This window comes from Pseudoduganella sp. (assembly GCF_041914865.1).
GTDB lineage: Bacteria > Pseudomonadota > Gammaproteobacteria > Burkholderiales > Burkholderiaceae_D > Rugamonas.
Genome location: NZ_JAYSCO010000018.1, coordinates 48705 through 65942 on the forward strand (window position 1 = coordinate 48705; position 17238 = coordinate 65942).

Consider the following 17238-nt stretch of genomic DNA (forward strand, 5'->3'; position numbering starts at 1 on the left):
ATATGCTGGCCGAACTACGCAAGGAGTTCCTGTACGGCGGCCGGGCGCTGGTGCGCGACAATGCGCTGAGCCAGCGCCTGGTGCGCAAGCTGCGGCGGCACGAAACGATGGAGGCGGAGGCGCTGCAGGCGCTGGGCGACCGGCTGCTGCACCGCAGCCTGCAGGCGGCCATCGACAAACTGCCGTATTACGCCAATATCACGCGCGACTTCACGCCGCGCGAGGCGCGGCAAGCGCTGCGCGAACTGTTCCCGGTGGTCGACAAGGCCACCCTGCTGGACCACCCGCAGGCGCTGTATCCGAACGGCGGCGCCAAGCGGCCGTGGCAGGCGCTGGGCAAGACCAGCGGCACCACCGGCACGCCGCTGGTGGTCATCCGCAGCCTGGCGTCGGTGCAGATGGAGCAGGCCTTCATCAAGCGCCACTGGACCTGGGGCGGCTTCGTCGATGGTATGCCGCGCGCCGCGCTGCGCGGCGACATGGTGGCGGATCTGGAGCGCACCGAGCCGCCGTTCTGGTTCGAGAACCGCTATAACCGGCAACTGCTGCTGTCGTCGCGCCACCTGACCGACGGCTGCGTCGGCGCCATCATCGACAAACTGCGCGATTTCGCGCCGGCCATGCTGCAGGCTTATCCCTCCACTGCATACACGCTGGCGCAGCACCTGCGGCGGCGCGGGCAGGTGCTCGATATCCCGGTGATCTTCACCGCCTCGGAACCGCTGTACCCGCACCAGCAGGAACTGATCTGCGCGTACCTGGGCGGCAAGATCATGGACATGTACGGCATGGCGGAGCGGGTGGCCTTTGCCACGCAGTGCGAGTACGGCTCGCTGCATGTCAATCCCGACTACTCGCATGTGGAAATCCTGGACCAGCATGGCGAGCCGACCGACGGCGTGGGCCAGGTGGTCGGCACCACGCTGCACAACCTGGCCATGCCGCTGGTGCGCTACCGCCTGAGCGACCGCACGCGCTGGAAGCCGGGGCGCTGCGCCTGCGGCCGGCCGTTCCCGATGATCGAGCCGGTGACGGGCAAGCTGGAGGACCGCATCACCGGCGGCGACGGTTCGGAGGTCAGCGCATCGGTGCTGACGTTCGCCTTCAAGGGCGTGGAACATGTGCGCAAGTCGCAGGTGGCGCAGGTCGGGCCCGGGCATTGGGAACTGCGGCTGGTGCCGGACCATGGCTTCTCGCAGGCCGACGAGGAAAAGCTGCTGCACAACATCCACCACCTGGTCGACCCCACGGTGCGCGTCAGCATCGTGCGGCGCGACGCGCTGCCCGACACGGCGGCCGGCAAGTTCCGCTGGGTGGTCAACGAATGGCAGGATGGGCGCCGCTCATGAAGCAGATCGTCATGCTGGGAACGGGACTGGACACCATGGGCGGCATCGCCTCCGTGGTGCGCGTGTACGAGGAGGCCGGCCTGCTTCGGCGCTTCGGCGTGCGCTACCTGGCGACGCATTGCGATGGCGGCGCGGCGCGCAAGCTGAGCGCCATGCTGGCGGCGCTGGCGGCCTTCGCCTGGCTGCTGCTGCGCGGGCGGGTCGGGCTGGTGCATGTGCATATGGCCTCGCGCGCCAGCTGCTGGCGCAAGTCGCTGTTCCTGCTGCTGGCCTTTGCCGCGCGGGTGCCGGCCATCCTGCACCTGCACGGCGGCGGCTTCGCGCAGTTCTACGGCGCCGAGTGCGGGCCGCTGCGCCAGCGCTTCGTGCGCCATGTATTCCGCCGCTGCGCGCGGGTGGTGGTGCTGTCGGCGGGCTGGAAGCAGTGGGTGGAGGGGATGTGCGGGCATCCGCATGTGGTGTGCGTGCATAACCCGGTGCTGCTGCCGCCGGCCAGCGCCTGGGAAGGGCGCGCGCGCGGCGCGGTGCTGTCGCTGGCGCGCCTCGGGCCACAGAAGGGCAGTTTCGACCTGCTGCAGGCGGCGGCCGAGGTGGCGCCGCAAGTGGCGGCATTGGAGCTGCGGCTGGGCGGCGACGGCGAGCAGGAGGCGGTGCGCGCGCGGGCCGGGCAGCTGGGCATTGCGGCGCACCTGAACCTGCTGGGCTGGGTGGCCGGGGAGGGTAAGCAGCGCGAGCTGGCGCTGGCGCGCCTGTTCGCCTTGCCGTCCTACCACGAAGGCATGCCGATGAGCGTGCTGGAGGCGATGGCGGCCGGCGTGCCGGTGCTGGCGACCACGGTGGGCGGCATCCCGGAGGCGGTGGCCGACGGGGTCGAGGGTTTCCTGGTGGCGCCGGGCGATGTGGCGGCGCTGGCGGCGCGGCTGCGCCAGCTGCTGCAGGACGAGGCGCTGGCGCGGCAAATGGGCGCGGCCGGCCGGCACAAGGTCGAAACGACGTTCAGCACGCAGGCGGTGTTGCCGCAGCTGGAGCGGGTGTACCGCGAACTGGGATTTGCGCCGCTATGACGGCGCTGGCCTGGAAGTGGAATCGCCTGCGCCTGATGGGGGCGGCGGAGGTGGCGTGGCGCGTGGGCCAGCTGGCGCGGCGCAAGGCCGGGGCGCTTGGCCTCGGCCTGGTGCGACAACCGCCGCCGCCGCTGCTGGAACGCTTCGGTGCGCCATTCCTGGGCGGCGCCGCGCAGTGGGCGCCGTCCGGTGCCGCGCGCGCCGGCGTGGCGGCCTTGCGCGCGGCGGCGGACGAATTGCTGGCGGGGCGCTGGGATGTGTTTGCGCTGCGCGGCGTGCAGCTGGGTTTTCCGCCGCAATGGAACCGCGACCCGAAGTCCGGCACGCAGGCGCCGATGCGGCCCGGGCCATCGATCGACTACCGCAATGCCGCGCTGGTGGGCGATATCAAGTACCTGTGGGAACCGAGCCGCCACCTGGAGCTGGTGACCCTGGCGCAGGCCTGGCATGCCACGCGCGAGCGGCGCTATGCCGACGGCGCGCGCACCCTGCTGCTTTCCTGGCTGGAGCAGTGCCCCTATCCGCACGGCGTGCACTGGACCAGTGCGCTGGAGCTTGGGGTGCGCCTGCTGAACTGGGCCGCCGCCTGGCAACTGCTGGGCGATGCGATCGACGGGACGTGGCGCGAGCGCTGGCTGCGCGCCGTCTACCAGCACTGCCACTTCATCCGCCACCACCTGTCGCGCCATTCGTCGGCCAACAACCATTTGCTGGGCGAGTATATGGGCCTGTTCATCGCCAGCCTGCAGTGGCCATGCTGGCCGGAGAGCCGCAACTGGCAGGCCCTGGCGCAGCGCGGGCTGGAGGCGGAGGGGCTGGCGCAGAACCATGAGGACGGCGTCAACAAGGAACAAGCCATCTACTACCACCACGAGGTGATGGACATGATGCTGCTGTGCCACCTGGCGGCGCGCGCCAATGGCCTGCAGTTCTCCGACGCCTGGCTGCAGCGCCTGGAACGCATGGCGGAATTTGTGGCGGCGCTGATGGACGCCGCCGGCAATGTGCCGATGTTCGGCGACGCCGATGATGCGCGCATGCTGCGCCTGGATGGCGCGGATGCCGAGGGCGGCACGCCATACCGCTCGCTGCTGGCCAGTTGTGCCTTGTTGTTTGGGCGCGCCGATCTCAAGGCCAAAGCCGGCGCGCTGGATGAGCGCAACCGCTGGCTGTTCGCCGGCGCCGAGGTGCGCTGGCAGGCGATTGCCGCCGCGCCGGCCGCGCCGCGCCGCGCCTTTCCGCAAGGCGGCTACTACCTGCTGGGGCGCGACTTCGATACGCCGCAGGAAGTGCGCATCGTGGTCGATTGCGCGCCGCTAGGCTACCTGTCGATTGCCGCGCACGGCCATGCCGACGCGCTGTCGTTCACGCTGTCGGCCGGCGGCGAGGAACTGCTGGTCGATCCTGGTACCTATGCCTACCACACGCAGCGCGCCTGGCGCGATTATTTCCGCAGCACGGCGGCGCATAACACGGTGCAAGTTGACGGGAAGGACCAGTCTGAGATTGGTGGCAATTTCATGTGGCTGCACAAGGCGCACAGCAGCGTGCTGGCACACGAAGCAACACAACTGTTTGAGGGAAAACAAGACGGCTATATGCGGTTGCGCGATCCTGTCATGCATCGCCGCGTGATCCGTTTCGATTCCAAACGGAACGCGGTGAAAGTGGAAGATATCCTAGAATGCCTTGGCGAGCACGAGGTAGCCCTGCACTGGCATTTCGCGGAAGGCTGCCGCGCCGAAACCGATGGTCCAACGCTGCACGTTGCCGCGCGCCGGCAGCGCCTGCGCATGCACTGCGGCTTCGGCCCCGGCCCGCAACTCTTCCGCGCCAGTACGGCGCCAATCGCAGGCTGGATCTCGCGCCAGTTTGACAGCAAGACCGGCTGCGTCACCGCACGCTGGCACGGCACGATCCGCGGCACGACCACGATCGTCACCGAAATCGCCATATGGGAAGGAGCGTCATTGTGAAGATCAGCATCTTTGGCATGGGCTATGTGGGCGCGGTATCGGCAGGCTGCCTGGCCGCGGACGGGCATACGGTGATCGGCGTTGATCCCAACCGCACCAAGGTCGGTTTGATCAACGAGGGCCGCACGCCCATCATCGAGAAGGACATCGGCGAGATGATCGCCGACGCGGTGCGGGCCGGAAAGCTGCGCGCCACCGACAATGTGCGCGACGCGGTCCTGAACAGCGAGATGTCGCTGGTGTGCGTGGGCACGCCATCCCAGCTCAATGGCAACCTGGACCTGAGCGCAGTGCGCAAGGTGTGCGAGCAGATCGGCGCCGCCCTGCGCGAGAAGCAGGGCTTCCACGTCGTGGTGGCGCGCAGCACCATGCTGCCCGGCTCCATGCGCGCGCTGGTGATCCCGACCCTGGAGCAGGCGTCGGGCAAGCGCGCCGGCGTCGACTTCGGCGTGTGCAGCAACCCGGAGTTCCTGCGCGAAGGGACGGCGGTGCATGATTACCGCCATCCGCCCAAGACCGTGATCGGCGAAACCGACCAGCGCTCGGGCGACCTGCTGCTGCAGCTGTACGCGCAGATGGAGGCGCCGGTGGTGCGCACCGACGTCGAAACGGCGGAGATGGTGAAGTACACCGACAACACCTGGCATGCGCTGAAAGTCGATTTCGCCAACGAGATCGGGAATATCTGCAAGGCGGTCGGCATCGACGGCCACGAGGTGATGGAGATCTTCTGCAAGGACACCAAGCTCAATCTCTCGCCTTACTATATGAAGCCGGGCTTCGCCTTCGGCGGCTCGTGCCTGCCGAAAGACGTGCGCGCGCTGATCTACAAGGCGCGCCAGCTGGACCTGGAGCTGCCGCTGCTGAACGCCATCCTGCCTTCCAACCACAAGCAGGTGGAGAAGGGCCTGAAGATGGTGATGGAAAAGCCGGGCAAGAAAGTCGGCATCCTCGGCTTCTCGTTCAAGGCCGGCACCGACGATCTGCGCGAGTCGCCGCTGGTGGACGTGATCGAGCACCTGATCGGCAAGGGCTACGAGCTGCGCCTGTACGACAAGAACGTGAAGCTGGCGGCGCTGACCGGCGCCAACCAGGACTACATCATGAACATCATCCCGCACATTTCGCGCCTGATGGTGGATTCGATGGAGGCGGTGCTGGCGTTTGCCGACACGGTGGTGATCGGCAATGGCGCACCGGAGTTCCGCGCCGTGCCCGGCCTGCTGCGCCCAGGGCAGCACCTGGTGGACCTGGTGCGTGTCGCCGACAAGCAGAGCGAGGGGGCGTACGATGGCATCTGCTGGTAAGCGGCGGGTCCTGATCATCGTCGAGAACCTGCCCTCGCCGTTCGACCGGCGCGTGTGGCAGGAGGCGACGACCTTGCAGTCCAACGGCTACCAGGTGGCGATCATCTGCCCGACCGGCAAGGGCTGCGAGGCGCGCTACGAGGAACTGGAGGGCATCCATATCTACCGCTACAAGCTGCCGATGGAGGCGGAGGGCGCGCTGGGCTATGCGCTGGAGTACTCGGCGGCGCTGTTCCACAGTTCGCGCCTGGCGTGGAAGGTGCTGTTCCGCCACGGCTTCGACGTGGTGCACGCCTGTAATCCGCCCGACCTGCTGTTCCTGGTGGGCGGCTTCTTCAAGTACGCGTTGGGCAAGCGCTTCCTGTTCGACCACCACGACATCAATCCCGAGCTATACGAGGCCAAGTTCGGCCGGCGCGACTTCTTCTACAAGCTGATGGTGTGGCTGGAGCGCCTGACTTTCCGCACCGCTGATGTGTCGATCGCCACCAATGAATCGTACAAGCGCATCGCGGTCGGGCGCGGCGGCATGGACCCGGACCGCGTGTACGTGGTGCGCAGCGGCCCCAAGCTGGACCGGCTGCGCGTGCTGCCGCCGGTGCCGGCGCTGAAGCAGGGCCGGCGCTACCTGGTGGGCTACGTCGGCGTGATGGGCGCGCAGGAGGGCATTGACCTGCTGCTGCAAAGCGTGCGCCACATCGTCCACGTGCTGGGGCGCAGCGACGTGCATTTCGGCCTGGTCGGCGGCGGCACATCGCTGGCGCAGATGCAGGACCTGGCGCGCGGGCTGGGCGTGGCGGACTACGTGACCTTTACCGGGCGCGTGCCCGACCAGCAGCTGCTGGAGATGCTGAATACGGCCGATGTCTGCGTCAATCCGGACGTGGCCAACGAAATGAACGATAAATCGACCATGAACAAGATCATGGAGTATATGGCGCTGGGCAAACCTATAGTACAGTTCGACCTGACCGAGGGCCGGGTGTCGGCGCAGGAGGCGTCGCTGTACGCGGCAAAGAACGATCCCGTCGACATGGCCCTTAAAATCGTCGAATTGCTGGACGATCCGGAGCGGCGCGCGCGCATGGGCGCCTATGGCCGCAACCGGGTCGTCAATGAACTTGAGTGGGAATACGAGGCACCCAAGCTGCTGGCGGCTTACGAGTGCCTGTTTTCCGCTCCCGCGCTGATCGCAAAGGAAGCTGAATGAAAATTCTGGTAACAGGGGGCTTGGGCTATATCGGCTCGCATACCGTGGTCGAACTGATGGCGGCCGGGCATGAAGTCGTGGTGGTGGATAACCTGAGCAATGCCGATATCTCGGTGCGGCGCCGGGTGCAGCAGATCACGGGACGCGATTTCACGTTCCAGCAGGCCGATATCCGCAACCGCGCCGCCATGCAGGCGCTGTTTGAAACCCACAAAGTGGAGGCGGTGATCCACTTTGCCGGCCTGAAGGCGGTGGGCGAATCGGTGGAGCAGCCGCTGCGCTACTACGACAATAATGTGGGCGGCAGCGTGGTGCTGTTCGAATGCATGGCGGAAGCGGGCGTCAAGACCCTGGTGTTCAGTTCTTCCGCCACCGTGTATGGCGACCCGGCCAGGGTGCCGATCACCGAGGATTTTCCGCTGTCGGCCACCAACCCATACGGCCACAGCAAGCTGATGATCGAAGACATTCTGCGCGATACGGCCAAGGCCGACCCGGCCTGGCGCATTGCGCTGCTGCGCTATTTCAATCCGGTCGGCGCGCACGAAAGCGGCTTGATCGGCGAGGAGCCGAACGGCATCCCGAACAACCTGCTGCCGTATGTGGCGCAGGTGGCGGTGGGGCGGCGCGAGTTCCTGAATGTGTTCGGCGGCGACTACCCGACGCCGGACGGCACCGGTGTGCGCGACTATATCCATGTGGTGGACCTGGCCCAGGGCCATGTGAAGACGCTGGACAAGCTGGCGACGGCAAGCGGCCTGTTTACCTACAATCTGGGTACGGGGCGCGGCAACAGCGTGCTGGAAATGGTGCGCGCCTTCGAGGCCGCCAGCGGCAAGCCGGTGCCTTACAAGATTGTGGCAAGGCGGGCTGGCGACATCGCCGCCTGCTATGCCGACCCCAGCCTGGCCGAGCGCGAGCTGGGCTGGAAGGCGCGCTATGATGTCGCCAGGATGTGCGCGGATGCGTGGCGCTGGCAAAGCTCAGGCCACGGCGCAGCTTAAGAAAGGAAGACCCAATGAAAGCAATGATTTTGGCGGCCGGTAAAGGCACGCGGGTGCGTCCTTTAACCTACGAATTGCCCAAGCCGATGATTCCCATCCTCGGCAAGCCGGTGATGGCTTACCTGGTCGAGCATTTGCAGCGCCACGGCGTGAGCGAGATCATGGTCAACGTCAGCTACCTGCACGAAAAGATCGAGGAGTACTTCGGCGAAGGCCACCAGTACGGCGTGCAGATCGGCTATTCGTTCGAAGGCTACACCAACAACCAGGGCGAGGTGGTGCCGGAGCCGCTCGGTTCGGCCGGCGGCATCAAGAAGATCCAGGAGTTTGGCGGCTTCTTCGATGAAACGGTGGTGGTCCTGTGCGGCGATGCGCTGATCGACCTGGACCTGAAATCGGCCCTGTACGAACATCGCCGCAAGGGCGCCATGGCGACCGTCATCACGCGCGAGGTGCCGTGGGAGAAGACCAGCAGCTACGGCGTGGTGGTCAGCGATGCCGATGGCCGGGTGCGCGAGTTCCAGGAAAAGCCGGCCCGCGCCGACGCCAAGTCGAACTGCGCCAGCACAGGCATCTACCTGTTCGAGCCGGAGGTGATCGACCTGATTCCTTCCGGCGAAGTGTTCGATATCGGTTCCCAGCTGTTCCCGCTGCTGGCCCAGCGCGGCTTGCCGTTCTATTGCCAGACGCGCAAGTTCAACTGGATCGACATCGGCAGCGTCAAGGATTACTGGGAGGTGCTGCAGGGGGTGCTGACCGGCGGCATCGGCAATATGACCGTGCCCGGGGTGCAGGTGGAGGAGGGCGTGTGGGTCGGCCTGAATACCCGGATCGACTGGAACGGCACGCGCATCGTGGGACCGGTCTATATCGGTTCCGGCTGCCAGATCGAGGCCGGCGCAACCATTATCGGCCCGACCTGGATCGGGCACGGCAGCCACGTGTGCAGCGGGGCGCGGGTAGTACGCAGCGTTTTGTTCGAATATACTCGAGTGTTACCAGACGTTACGCTCGACGAATTGATCGTCTTTAAGGATTATAGTGTCGACCGCGCAGGCGAAATGCGGCATGTGTCGCAGGCCGAGTGCGGTGGCTGGTCGAATGCGCGCGATCGCCGGGGCGTGCGGCGCCCGGCAGAAGATGTTGTAAAATAGATAATCTCGAATACCTCAGAATACATATAAAAAAGATATGAAAATTTATCCCGTCATCCTGTCCGGCGGTGCCGGCACCCGCCTGTGGCCCCTGTCGCGCGCGGCCTTGCCGAAACAATTGCTGCCCCTGGTCACGGACAAGACGATGCTGCAGGACACGGCGCTGCGCCTGGCCGGGCGCGACGGCATGATGGCGCCGCTGGTGGTGTGCGGCAACGAACACCGCTTCCTGGTGGCCGAGCAGATGCGCGAAATCGGCATCAACCCGCTCGGCATCGTGCTGGAGCCGGTGGGCCGCAATACCGCGCCGGCGGTGGCTGCCGCCGCCCATTTCCTGAAAGCGATCGACCCGCAGGCCGTGATGCTGGTGCTGCCGGCCGACCATGTGATCCAGGATGTGGACGCGTTTTACGCGGCCATCCAGCGCGCGGCGACGCAGGTTGAAAGCGGCGCCCTGGCGACCTTCGGCATCGTGCCGACGGCGCCGGAAACCGGCTATGGCTATATCCAGAGCGGCGAGAAGCTGGCCGTCGACGGCTGCTTCAAGGTGGCGCGTTTCGTCGAGAAGCCGAACCGCGAGACGGCACAGGGCTTTGTCGATGCCGGCAATTTCTTCTGGAACAGCGGCATGTTCCTGTTCCGCGCCGAGTCCTACCTGCAGGAGCTGGCGCAGTTCCAGCCGGAGATGGCCAAGGCCAGCGAGGAAGCGGTCAGCAAAGGCTACCGCGACCTGGACTTCTGCCGCCTGGACGAAGCAGCGTTTACCGCCTGCCCATCCGATTCCATCGACTATGCGGTGATGGAGCACACCAGGCATGCGGTGGTGGTGCCGGCATCCATCGGCTGGAACGACGTCGGTTCCTGGTCGGCGCTGGCGGAAGTGCAGCAGGCCGACGCCAACGGCAACGTGACGCGCGGCGACGTGTATACCGATAACGCCAGCAACTGCCTGGTGCGCGCCGAGGGCCGCATCGTGGCGGCGGTCGGCGTGCAGGACCTGGTGATCGTGGAAACGGCCGATGCGGTGCTGGTGGCGCACAAGGACCAGGTGCAGCGCGTGAAGCAGGTGGTGGACCACCTGAAGGCCAACGGCCGCACCGAGCACGTGCACCACACCAAGGTGTACCGTCCGTGGGGCTGCTACGAGGGCATCGATATGGGCGACCGCTTCCAGGTCAAGCGCATCACGGTCAACCCGGGCGGCAAGCTGTCGCTGCAGATGCACCACCACCGCGCCGAGCATTGGGTGGTGGTGAGCGGCACCGCGCGCGTGACCTGCGGCGACAAGGTGACCCTGCTGACCGAGAACGAATCGACCTACATCCCGATCGGCATGAGCCATCGCCTGGAAAATCCGGGCAAGCTGCCGCTGCACCTGATCGAAGTGCAGTCGGGCAGCTACCTCGGCGAGGACGATATCGTCCGCTTCGAGGATGTCTACCAGCGCGCCTAAGCGCTGCCTGCTTGGCGCGCTCATGCTGCTTGCAGCCGGGGCGCGCGCCCAGTCTCCTCCTCCCTCTGCTCCCATCGGCCCCGGCCAGCTCGCGCTGGTGGTCAACGACGCCGACCCCGCCAGCGTGGCGCTGGGCGCCTACTACGCGCAGCTGCGCAACATCGCGCCGGCGCATATCGCCCATGTCCGTATCGATGGCCGCCCGCAGCGGCTCGACGCCGCGGCCTTTGCGCGCCTGAAGGGCGACATCGAGCGCCAGCTGGGCGGCCCGGCCGGGGCGGACGTGCGCGCCGTGCTGTTCGCCTGGACCGCGCCCTACGCGGTCGAGTGCAACAGCCTGACCGCCGCATATACCCTGGGCTTCGACGCCGGCCAGTGCCAGCGCAGCTGCGCGCCGGGGCGCAGGAACCCGTACTTCAACGCCAGCGTGCTGCCGCCCGGCATGCGGCTGTCGATGCTGCTGCCGGCCGAACCGGCCGATGTGGCGCGCGCGGTGGCCGAACGCGGCAAGGCGGCCGGTTTCCGCGTGCCGCGCGCCGGCGCCTACTTCCTGCACACCAGCGAAAGCACGCGCAACAGCCGGGCGCGTTTTTTCCCGCCCAGCGGCGCGCTGCCGGCGTACAAGCTCACCATCCACACCTTGCGCCAGGATGTGCTGGAAGGGGCGCAGGACGTCATGCTGTACCAGACCGGCATGGCGCGCGTGGCCCGGCTGGAAAGCCTGCATTTCCTGCCCGGCGCGCTGGCCGACCATTTGACCTCGTACGGCGGCGATCTGCTGGGCAATGCGCAGATGAGCAGCCTGCGCTGGCTGGAGGCGGGCGCCACCGCCAGTTACGGCACGGTCAGCGAACCGTGCAACCACTGGCAGAAGTTCCCCCATCCGCAAATCCTGTTGCAGCATTACCTCAACGGCGCCAGCGCGATCGAAGCGTATTGGCGCAGCGTGGCGTGGCCGGCGCAGGGCTTGTTCATAGGAGATCCGCTGGCGCGGCCATATGCGCGCTGAATTGCATTAGTCCGTTCGGACTAATGGCCTGTCACCAAGTAGTCATATCAACCCGTTAATATGCAAACAACAACAAAAAGTTCCTTTTTGTAAATATTTTCTGGGGTATTCCATATGAAAAAGCAATTCGGGCTGCGCCTGGTCGCGGCAGCGGCCATGCTGGCATGCCTGCCGGCCACCGCCGGCAACGTCGTCATCAGCCAAATCTACGCCGGCGGCGGCAACAGCCAGGCGACTTATGCCAACGACTATGTCGAGCTGTTCAACCGCAGCGCCCAGGATGTGAACCTGGGCGGCTGGAGCGTCCAGTACGCCAGCGCGGCCGGCACCGGCTGGACCGTGCACACGCTGCCGGCGGTGACGCTGAAAGCGGGCCAGTACATCCTGCTGAAAGAGCAGGGCGGTAACAACGGCGGCTTGCCGGTGGAGGGCAACGACCCGGCGCGCAACCCGCTGAACATGGCGATCGCGGCCGGCAAGCTGGCCCTGGTGCGCGCCACGGCTGCCCTGAGCGGCAGCACGCCGGCCATGACCGATGTGGAAGACTTCCTGGGCTGGGGCAGCACCGCCAGCGCGTTCGAGAGTGCGCGCGCGGTGGCCATGGCCAACAACCAGTCGGCCCTGCTGCGCGCGAACGCCGGCTGCACCGACAGCGACAACAATGGCGCCGACTTCGCCTCGGCCGCGCCGCTGCCGCGCAACCTGGCCTCGCCGCTGAATTCCTGCGGCGGCGTGCCGGTGCAGCCGATCGTGCCGGTCTGCCCGGCCAGCGCCACCCTGACCTATGGCAGCGGCGGCAGCATCGCGCTGTCCGCTTCCGATGCTGACGGCATCGTCAACGGCGCCAGCGTGACGTCGGCGGCGGTGCCGGGCCTGAGCCTGGGCCAGCTGACCCCGGCCGCCGGTGTTGGCGGCAGCGCCAGCGTGGCGCTCGTGGCCGCGCCGAATGTGGCGGCGGGCACTTATCCGGTGACCGTGAAGTTCAGCAACGACCAGGGCCAGGATGCCAGCTGCACCGTAAACCTGACCGTGGAACTGGCGGCCGGCACCGTGGTGCCGGTGTACCAGGTGCAGGGTGCGGGCGCGACCAGCCCGCTCACCGGCGCCAAGATCACCACCGAAGGCGTGGTGACGGCCAAGGTGGGCAGCGGCTTCTTCATCCAGGACCTGAATGGCGACGGCGACCCGACCACCTCGGACGGCATGTTCGTGTACATGGGCGCCTCGCCGGTAACGGTGTCGGTCGGCGACCTGGTGCGCGTGGCCGGCACCGTGGTCGAATACAAGCCGGGTGGTGCGACCCGTTCCTATACCGAATTGAGCAATGTGACCTCGGTGGTGGGGCAGGGCAGCGGCTACAGCATCACGCCGACCCCGGTCAGCCTGCTGGGTACCCGCCTGGCCGATGTGGAAGGCATGCTGGTGCGCTTCAGCGGCGAACTGACCGTCAACGCCAATGAATCGCTGGCCAGCCGTGGCGAGCTGACCCTGGCCGTCGGCCGCCGCGAAATCCCGACCAACCGCTACGCGCCGCGCAGCGCCGAGGCGATTGCCCTGGCGGCGGAAAACGCGGCCAATATGATCACCCTGGATGACGGCATCTTCGTCACCCCGGCCACCGTGCCCTATGTGTTCGACGGCGGCACCGTGCGTACCGGCGATACCGTGAGCGGCCTGACCGGCGTGGTGGACTTTGGCGCGCTGGGCAGCGGCGGCGCCGGCTTCAAGCTGCAGCCGACCGAGACGCCAGTCTTCCACCGCAGCAATCCGCGCACCGAAGCGCCGGAAATCGCGGTGGGCAATGTGCGCGTGGCCAGCGCCAATGTGCTGAACTATTTCACCACCTTCGTCGATGGCAAGGATGTGACCGGCGCGTCCGGCCAGGGCTGCATGCTGGGCGGTAAGGTCGCGGCCGGCAACTGCCGCGGCGCCAACAATATGCAGGAATTCCAGCGCCAGCACGAGAAGATTGTCGCCCAGCTGAAAGCGATCGATGCCGACGTGGTGGGCCTGATGGAAATCCAGAACAACGGCGACTATGCCGCCGGCTACCTGGTGAACGCACTGAACGCGGCCTACGGCAAGACCGAATACGCGGTGGTGCCGAAGCCGGCCGCCACCGGCACCGATGCGATCCGCGTCGCCATGATCTACAAACCGGGCAAGCTGTCCCTGGTCGGCAATGCGCTGGCCGATGCCGATGCGGTCAACGACCGTCCGCCGATGGCGCAAGCGTTCAAGGCCGGCAACGGCGCGAAGTTCAGCGTGGTGGTCAACCACCTGAAATCGAAGCGCTGCTCCGGCGCCAGCGGCGCCAACGCCGACAAGGGCGACGGCCAGAGCTGCTATAACGGCGACCGCATGCTGCAGGCGCAGCAGCTGGTCAATGTATTCGTGCCGCAGGTGAAGGCGGCGGCCGGCGACGAGGACGTGCTGCTGATCGGCGACATGAACTCCTACGGCATGGAAGACCCGATCCAGATCATGACCAATGCCGGCTTTGAGAACCAGCTGGAGCGCTTCGTGCGTCCGCACACCATGCCGCACTCGTATGTGTTCGGCGGCGAGAGCGGCTACCTGGACCACGCGCTGGCCAGCGCCTCGCTGAGCCGCCAGGTGGCGGGCGCCACCGAGTGGAACGTGAATGCGGACGAGCCTGAGGTGCTGGACTATAACTTCGAGGACAAGAACGCCTCCGCGCTGGCGCTGTACAGCGCGCTGCCGTACCGCGCCTCGGACCACGATCCGGTGGTGGTCGCGCTGAACCTGGACGCGACCTACCAGGACGTGACGGCCAGCACCCTGGTGCAGCGCGCCGGCCTGGTGCAAAGCCGCGGCAGCAGCACCGCCACCGGCAATGTCTGGCTCACGAATAACGGCGCGGCACTGGCCGGTCCCGTGCACTACCTGGTGCCGGGCCTGCCGGCCGGCGTGACCCTGGCCAATGCGACCGGGACGCTGAACGGCGTGCCGTACATCACCGTGGCGCCGTCGCTGGCTGGCGGCGCGCAAGTAAGCTTCCAGGTGAAGTTCAACAATCCGGCCAAGGCCGCCATCAACTATGTGCCGCAAGTGCTGAGCGGTTCGTTCTAACGATCAAAAGGACAAGCAATGACACTCTTTAAACACATCCTGCGCACCCTGGCATTGGTGCTGGCCCTGGGCGCCGCTGGCCAGGCGGCCGCCGGCACCATGTACCTGGTGTCGGTCGATACCAAGCAGTATGGCGTGGGCAGCAACGGTTTCCTGGACTTCGTGTTCAGCGGTTCCGGCAATGCCGGCCCGGTCACCGCCACCATGAGCAATCTGCAGGGCTTCGACCTGGACCCGGCCAACTTCGACACCATGAACGATGCCAGCGCCGTGGCGGGCGGCTTCCAGCTGCTGAACAGCGCCGGCTTCAATGACGTGTACTACAAGGCCACTTTCGGCGGCGTGTTCAGCTTCCTGCTGACGTTTGAAGGCGATGCCTCGGCGCTCGATTTCTCGACCTTCAGCATCTTTGCGCTGGATGACCAGGAAGAGCAGATCGGCGGCTCGCTGCTGGAACTGAGCTACCAGCTGCTGTCGAACGGCGAAGCAGGCGCGCTGGCTGATGTGCAGGCTGCCAACGTCGGCGTGGCCCAGGTACCGGAACCGGGCGCCCTGGCGCTGGCCGGCCTCGGCCTGCTGATGCTGGGCTTCGCGCGCCGCCAGCGCCGCGCCTGAAACGCGGTTGCATAAATGCTACAGGCACTGCGGGAGTTGCGGCTCCCGCGGTGCCTTTTCATTTGCATGCAGCAGAGCGAAACCGGGCATTTATTCCGATTAAATATGAATGGCGAAATAAAATTGTATTAGTGTCCAGGACTTGGCATGATCCATAGTTTTCCTCATATCGATCTGCGTTTTTCGCCATGTCCTTCAACATCTTTGTCATCGACAGCGACCCCGCCGTGCAGCAATTACTGGCCCAGAACCTGGGCCAGGCCGGCTATACGGTGCAGTGCTTTGGCGATGCCTTGAGCGCCCTGGATGCACTGCAGCGCGGCTTGCCGGAAGCGGTGTTGCTGGAGTGGGATTTGCCGGGCCTGTCCGGCCTGGGGCTGGTGCGGCGCTGGCGCGCGGCGGCGGCCACCAGCGAGTTGCCGATCCTGATGCTGAGCTCGCGCTGCGCGGAGCAGGACAAGGTGCTGGCGCTGGAGAGCGGCGCCGACGATTTCATCTGCAAGCCGCTGGGGCCGCGCGAAACCATCGCGCGCCTGCATGCGGTGCTGCGCCGGCGCCGCCCGTCCGGCATGCCGGGTGCGCTGCAGGTGGCCGGCCTGCGCCTGGACCCGCATACCCTGAGCGTGACGGCGGGCGACCGCCAGCTGAACCTGGGGCGGGTCGAGTTCCGCCTGCTGAATTACCTGATGCACCATCCGGGCCGCGTGCACAGCCGCGCGCAATTGCTGGACCAGGTGTGGGGCAGCCATGTCTTCCTCGACGAGCGCACGGTCGATGCCCATGTCGGCCGCCTGCGCAGCGCCCTGCAGCCGAGCGGGCTGCAGGATGCGATCCAGACCGTGCGCGGCAGCGGCTACCGTTTCCAGTCCGGCAGCGCATGCTGAACCCGAACGCGCGCGAACAGGAGTACCTGCTGCACGCCATCGATGGCGCGCACGGCATCGCCAGCCAGCGCGAACTGTTCCTGTGGAGCCAGGGGGCGCTGCAAACCTTGCTGCCGCACGGGGTGCTGCTGTGCATCCAGCTGGACCAGCAGGGGCGGGCGCGCCAGGTCGAGTGCCTGCACGGCACGGTGCTGGCGCCGAGTGAACGCGCCTTGCTGTGCGACCCGGTGCAAGGACCGGTGCCGGCCTGGCTGCGCCAATGGCAGCAGGGCGGCGCCCAGCCGCTGGCCTTGCAGGCCGGCGCCATGGGGCACGGCCTGGTGCATGGCAGCGGCGCGCTGGCCGCTGGCGGCAGCGCCTTCGTGCTGCTCGGCATGCCGGCGCCGGCCGGCTTCCGCGAAAGCTGGCTGCTGCAATTGCTGCTGCCTTACCTGCACCTGGTGATGCAGCGCATGGCGGGCGCGCTGGCCGTGCCGGCGCCGCTGCCGGCCGTGTCGCCACGCCAGGCGGAAATCCTGCAATGGCTGCGCGAAGGCAAGAGCAACGAGGAAATCGGGCTGCTGCTGGGCATCAGCGCGCTGACCGTCAAGAACCACCTGCAGCGCCTGTACCGCCAGCTCGGCGTCAGCAACCGCGCCCATGCGGTGGCGCGCAGCAGCGCGCCGGCCCCTGGCTGACGGCGCGATTGACCGCGCGCGCCGCCGGGGCGATGATGGCGGCATTCGCATCGGGAGTCCCCACCATGAAATGTCTTGCCTTCCTGCTGGCTTGCCTGGCCGCCAGCGCCTGCAGCCATGCCGCCCCGCCGGCCTCCGAACCCCTGGCGCAATTGCGCGCCCTGGAGCGCGACGCCGCCTGCAGCAGCGACCAGCAGTGCCGCTCGGTGGCGCTGGGCGCCAAGTCGTGCGGCGGGCCGGAGGCGTATATGGCGTATTCCACGGCCAAGGCCAGCGCCGACAAGGTGCAGGCGCTGGCTGAGCGTTACCGCAAGGAGCGCGAGGCGGCCAACAAGGCCAGCGGCCTGGTCAGCGATTGCCGCTACCTGATGGATCCGGGCGCCCTGTGCCGCGCCGGCCGCTGCCAGCTGGGCAACGGCGCGGCGGCGCTGGAGTAAAAAAAA

The 17238-nt window shown here is 66.8% G+C and carries 14 protein-coding genes; all 14 read left to right on the top strand.

Annotated elements, in window-relative coordinates; genetic code table 11:
• The first annotated feature begins 2 nt into the window (after positions 1-2).
• The gene (locus ACE3TQ_RS10995) at positions 3-1349 is read left to right on the top strand and encodes a phenylacetate--CoA ligase family protein (RefSeq protein ID WP_374582196.1); all 1347 of its coding nucleotides are present in this window, start codon (positions 3-5) and stop codon (positions 1347-1349) included.
• A complete protein-coding gene (locus ACE3TQ_RS11000) occupies positions 1346-2413 on the top strand; it encodes a glycosyltransferase family 4 protein (protein WP_374582198.1) in 1068 nt (355 codons plus the stop codon). The genes ACE3TQ_RS10995 and ACE3TQ_RS11000 overlap by 4 nt, the downstream gene beginning before the upstream one ends.
• The gene (locus ACE3TQ_RS11005) at positions 2410-4389 is read left to right on the top strand and encodes a heparinase II/III family protein (RefSeq protein WP_374582199.1); all 1980 of its coding nucleotides are present in this window, start codon (positions 2410-2412) and stop codon (positions 4387-4389) included. Before ACE3TQ_RS11000 ends, ACE3TQ_RS11005 begins: the two co-directional genes overlap by 4 nt.
• Positions 4386-5696, top strand: coding sequence for a nucleotide sugar dehydrogenase (locus ACE3TQ_RS11010; RefSeq protein WP_374582200.1), 1311 nt, complete (start codon positions 4386-4388; stop codon positions 5694-5696). The genes ACE3TQ_RS11005 and ACE3TQ_RS11010 overlap by 4 nt, the downstream gene beginning before the upstream one ends.
• Entirely contained in the window at positions 5680-6906 is a 1227-nt protein-coding gene (locus ACE3TQ_RS11015) for a glycosyltransferase family 4 protein (protein ID WP_374582202.1), read from the top strand. The genes ACE3TQ_RS11010 and ACE3TQ_RS11015 overlap by 17 nt, the downstream gene beginning before the upstream one ends.
• The gene (gene galE, locus ACE3TQ_RS11020; protein ID WP_374582203.1) at positions 6903-7910 is read left to right on the top strand and encodes a UDP-glucose 4-epimerase GalE; all 1008 of its coding nucleotides are present in this window, start codon (positions 6903-6905) and stop codon (positions 7908-7910) included. The genes ACE3TQ_RS11015 and galE overlap by 4 nt, the downstream gene beginning before the upstream one ends.
• 14 nt (positions 7911-7924) lie before the next feature.
• Complete coding sequence (locus ACE3TQ_RS11025; RefSeq protein WP_374582204.1) at positions 7925-9064, top strand: sugar phosphate nucleotidyltransferase; 1140 nt, start codon at positions 7925-7927, stop codon at positions 9062-9064.
• Positions 9065-9101: 37 nt separating this feature from the next.
• Positions 9102-10517 (top strand): mannose-1-phosphate guanylyltransferase/mannose-6-phosphate isomerase, encoded by a 1416-nt coding sequence (locus ACE3TQ_RS11030; RefSeq protein ID WP_374582205.1) that lies wholly within the window; start codon positions 9102-9104, stop codon positions 10515-10517.
• A 22-nt stretch (positions 10518-10539) separates the two neighbouring features.
• Entirely contained in the window at positions 10540-11526 is a 987-nt protein-coding gene (locus ACE3TQ_RS11035; RefSeq protein WP_374582206.1) for a TIGR03790 family protein, read from the top strand.
• Positions 11527-11640: 114 nt separating this feature from the next.
• Positions 11641-14619, top strand: a complete 2979-nt coding sequence (locus tag ACE3TQ_RS11040) for an ExeM/NucH family extracellular endonuclease (RefSeq protein ID WP_374582207.1) — start codon at positions 11641-11643, stop codon at positions 14617-14619.
• 18 nt (positions 14620-14637) lie between these two features.
• Complete coding sequence (locus ACE3TQ_RS11045; RefSeq protein WP_374582208.1) at positions 14638-15234, top strand: NF038129 family PEP-CTERM protein; 597 nt, start codon at positions 14638-14640, stop codon at positions 15232-15234.
• A 188-nt stretch (positions 15235-15422) separates the two neighbouring features.
• Complete coding sequence (locus ACE3TQ_RS11050) at positions 15423-16118, top strand: winged helix-turn-helix domain-containing protein (protein WP_374582210.1); 696 nt, start codon at positions 15423-15425, stop codon at positions 16116-16118.
• The gene (locus tag ACE3TQ_RS11055; RefSeq protein WP_374582211.1) at positions 16112-16795 is read left to right on the top strand and encodes a LuxR C-terminal-related transcriptional regulator; all 684 of its coding nucleotides are present in this window, start codon (positions 16112-16114) and stop codon (positions 16793-16795) included. Before ACE3TQ_RS11050 ends, ACE3TQ_RS11055 begins: the two co-directional genes overlap by 7 nt.
• Before the next feature lie 65 nt (positions 16796-16860).
• Complete coding sequence (locus ACE3TQ_RS11060; protein ID WP_374582212.1) at positions 16861-17232, top strand: hypothetical protein; 372 nt, start codon at positions 16861-16863, stop codon at positions 17230-17232.
• The last annotated feature ends 6 nt before the right edge of the window (positions 17233-17238 follow it).

What these genes read in the sequence shown, in the direction of transcription:
- ACE3TQ_RS10995 (WP_374582196.1), top strand. Translation starts at nt 3, where the DNA reads ATGCTGGCCGAACTACGCAAGGAGTTCCTGTACGGCGGCCGGGCGCTG.
- ACE3TQ_RS11000 (WP_374582198.1), top strand. Translation starts at nt 1,346, where the DNA reads ATGAAGCAGATCGTCATGCTGGGAACGGGACTGGACACCATGGGCGGC.
- ACE3TQ_RS11005 (WP_374582199.1), top strand. Translation starts at nt 2,410, where the DNA reads ATGACGGCGCTGGCCTGGAAGTGGAATCGCCTGCGCCTGATGGGGGCG.
- ACE3TQ_RS11015 (WP_374582202.1), top strand. Translation starts at nt 5,680, where the DNA reads ATGGCATCTGCTGGTAAGCGGCGGGTCCTGATCATCGTCGAGAACCTG.
- galE (WP_374582203.1), top strand. Translation starts at nt 6,903, where the DNA reads ATGAAAATTCTGGTAACAGGGGGCTTGGGCTATATCGGCTCGCATACC.
- ACE3TQ_RS11025 (WP_374582204.1), top strand. Translation starts at nt 7,925, where the DNA reads ATGAAAGCAATGATTTTGGCGGCCGGTAAAGGCACGCGGGTGCGTCCT.
- ACE3TQ_RS11030 (WP_374582205.1), top strand. Translation starts at nt 9,102, where the DNA reads ATGAAAATTTATCCCGTCATCCTGTCCGGCGGTGCCGGCACCCGCCTG.
- ACE3TQ_RS11035 (WP_374582206.1), top strand. Translation starts at nt 10,540, where the DNA reads ATGCTGCTTGCAGCCGGGGCGCGCGCCCAGTCTCCTCCTCCCTCTGCT.
- ACE3TQ_RS11040 (WP_374582207.1), top strand. Translation starts at nt 11,641, where the DNA reads ATGAAAAAGCAATTCGGGCTGCGCCTGGTCGCGGCAGCGGCCATGCTG.
- ACE3TQ_RS11045 (WP_374582208.1), top strand. Translation starts at nt 14,638, where the DNA reads ATGACACTCTTTAAACACATCCTGCGCACCCTGGCATTGGTGCTGGCC.
- ACE3TQ_RS11050 (WP_374582210.1), top strand. Translation starts at nt 15,423, where the DNA reads ATGTCCTTCAACATCTTTGTCATCGACAGCGACCCCGCCGTGCAGCAA.
- ACE3TQ_RS11055 (WP_374582211.1), top strand. Translation starts at nt 16,112, where the DNA reads ATGCTGAACCCGAACGCGCGCGAACAGGAGTACCTGCTGCACGCCATC.
- ACE3TQ_RS11060 (WP_374582212.1), top strand. Translation starts at nt 16,861, where the DNA reads ATGAAATGTCTTGCCTTCCTGCTGGCTTGCCTGGCCGCCAGCGCCTGC.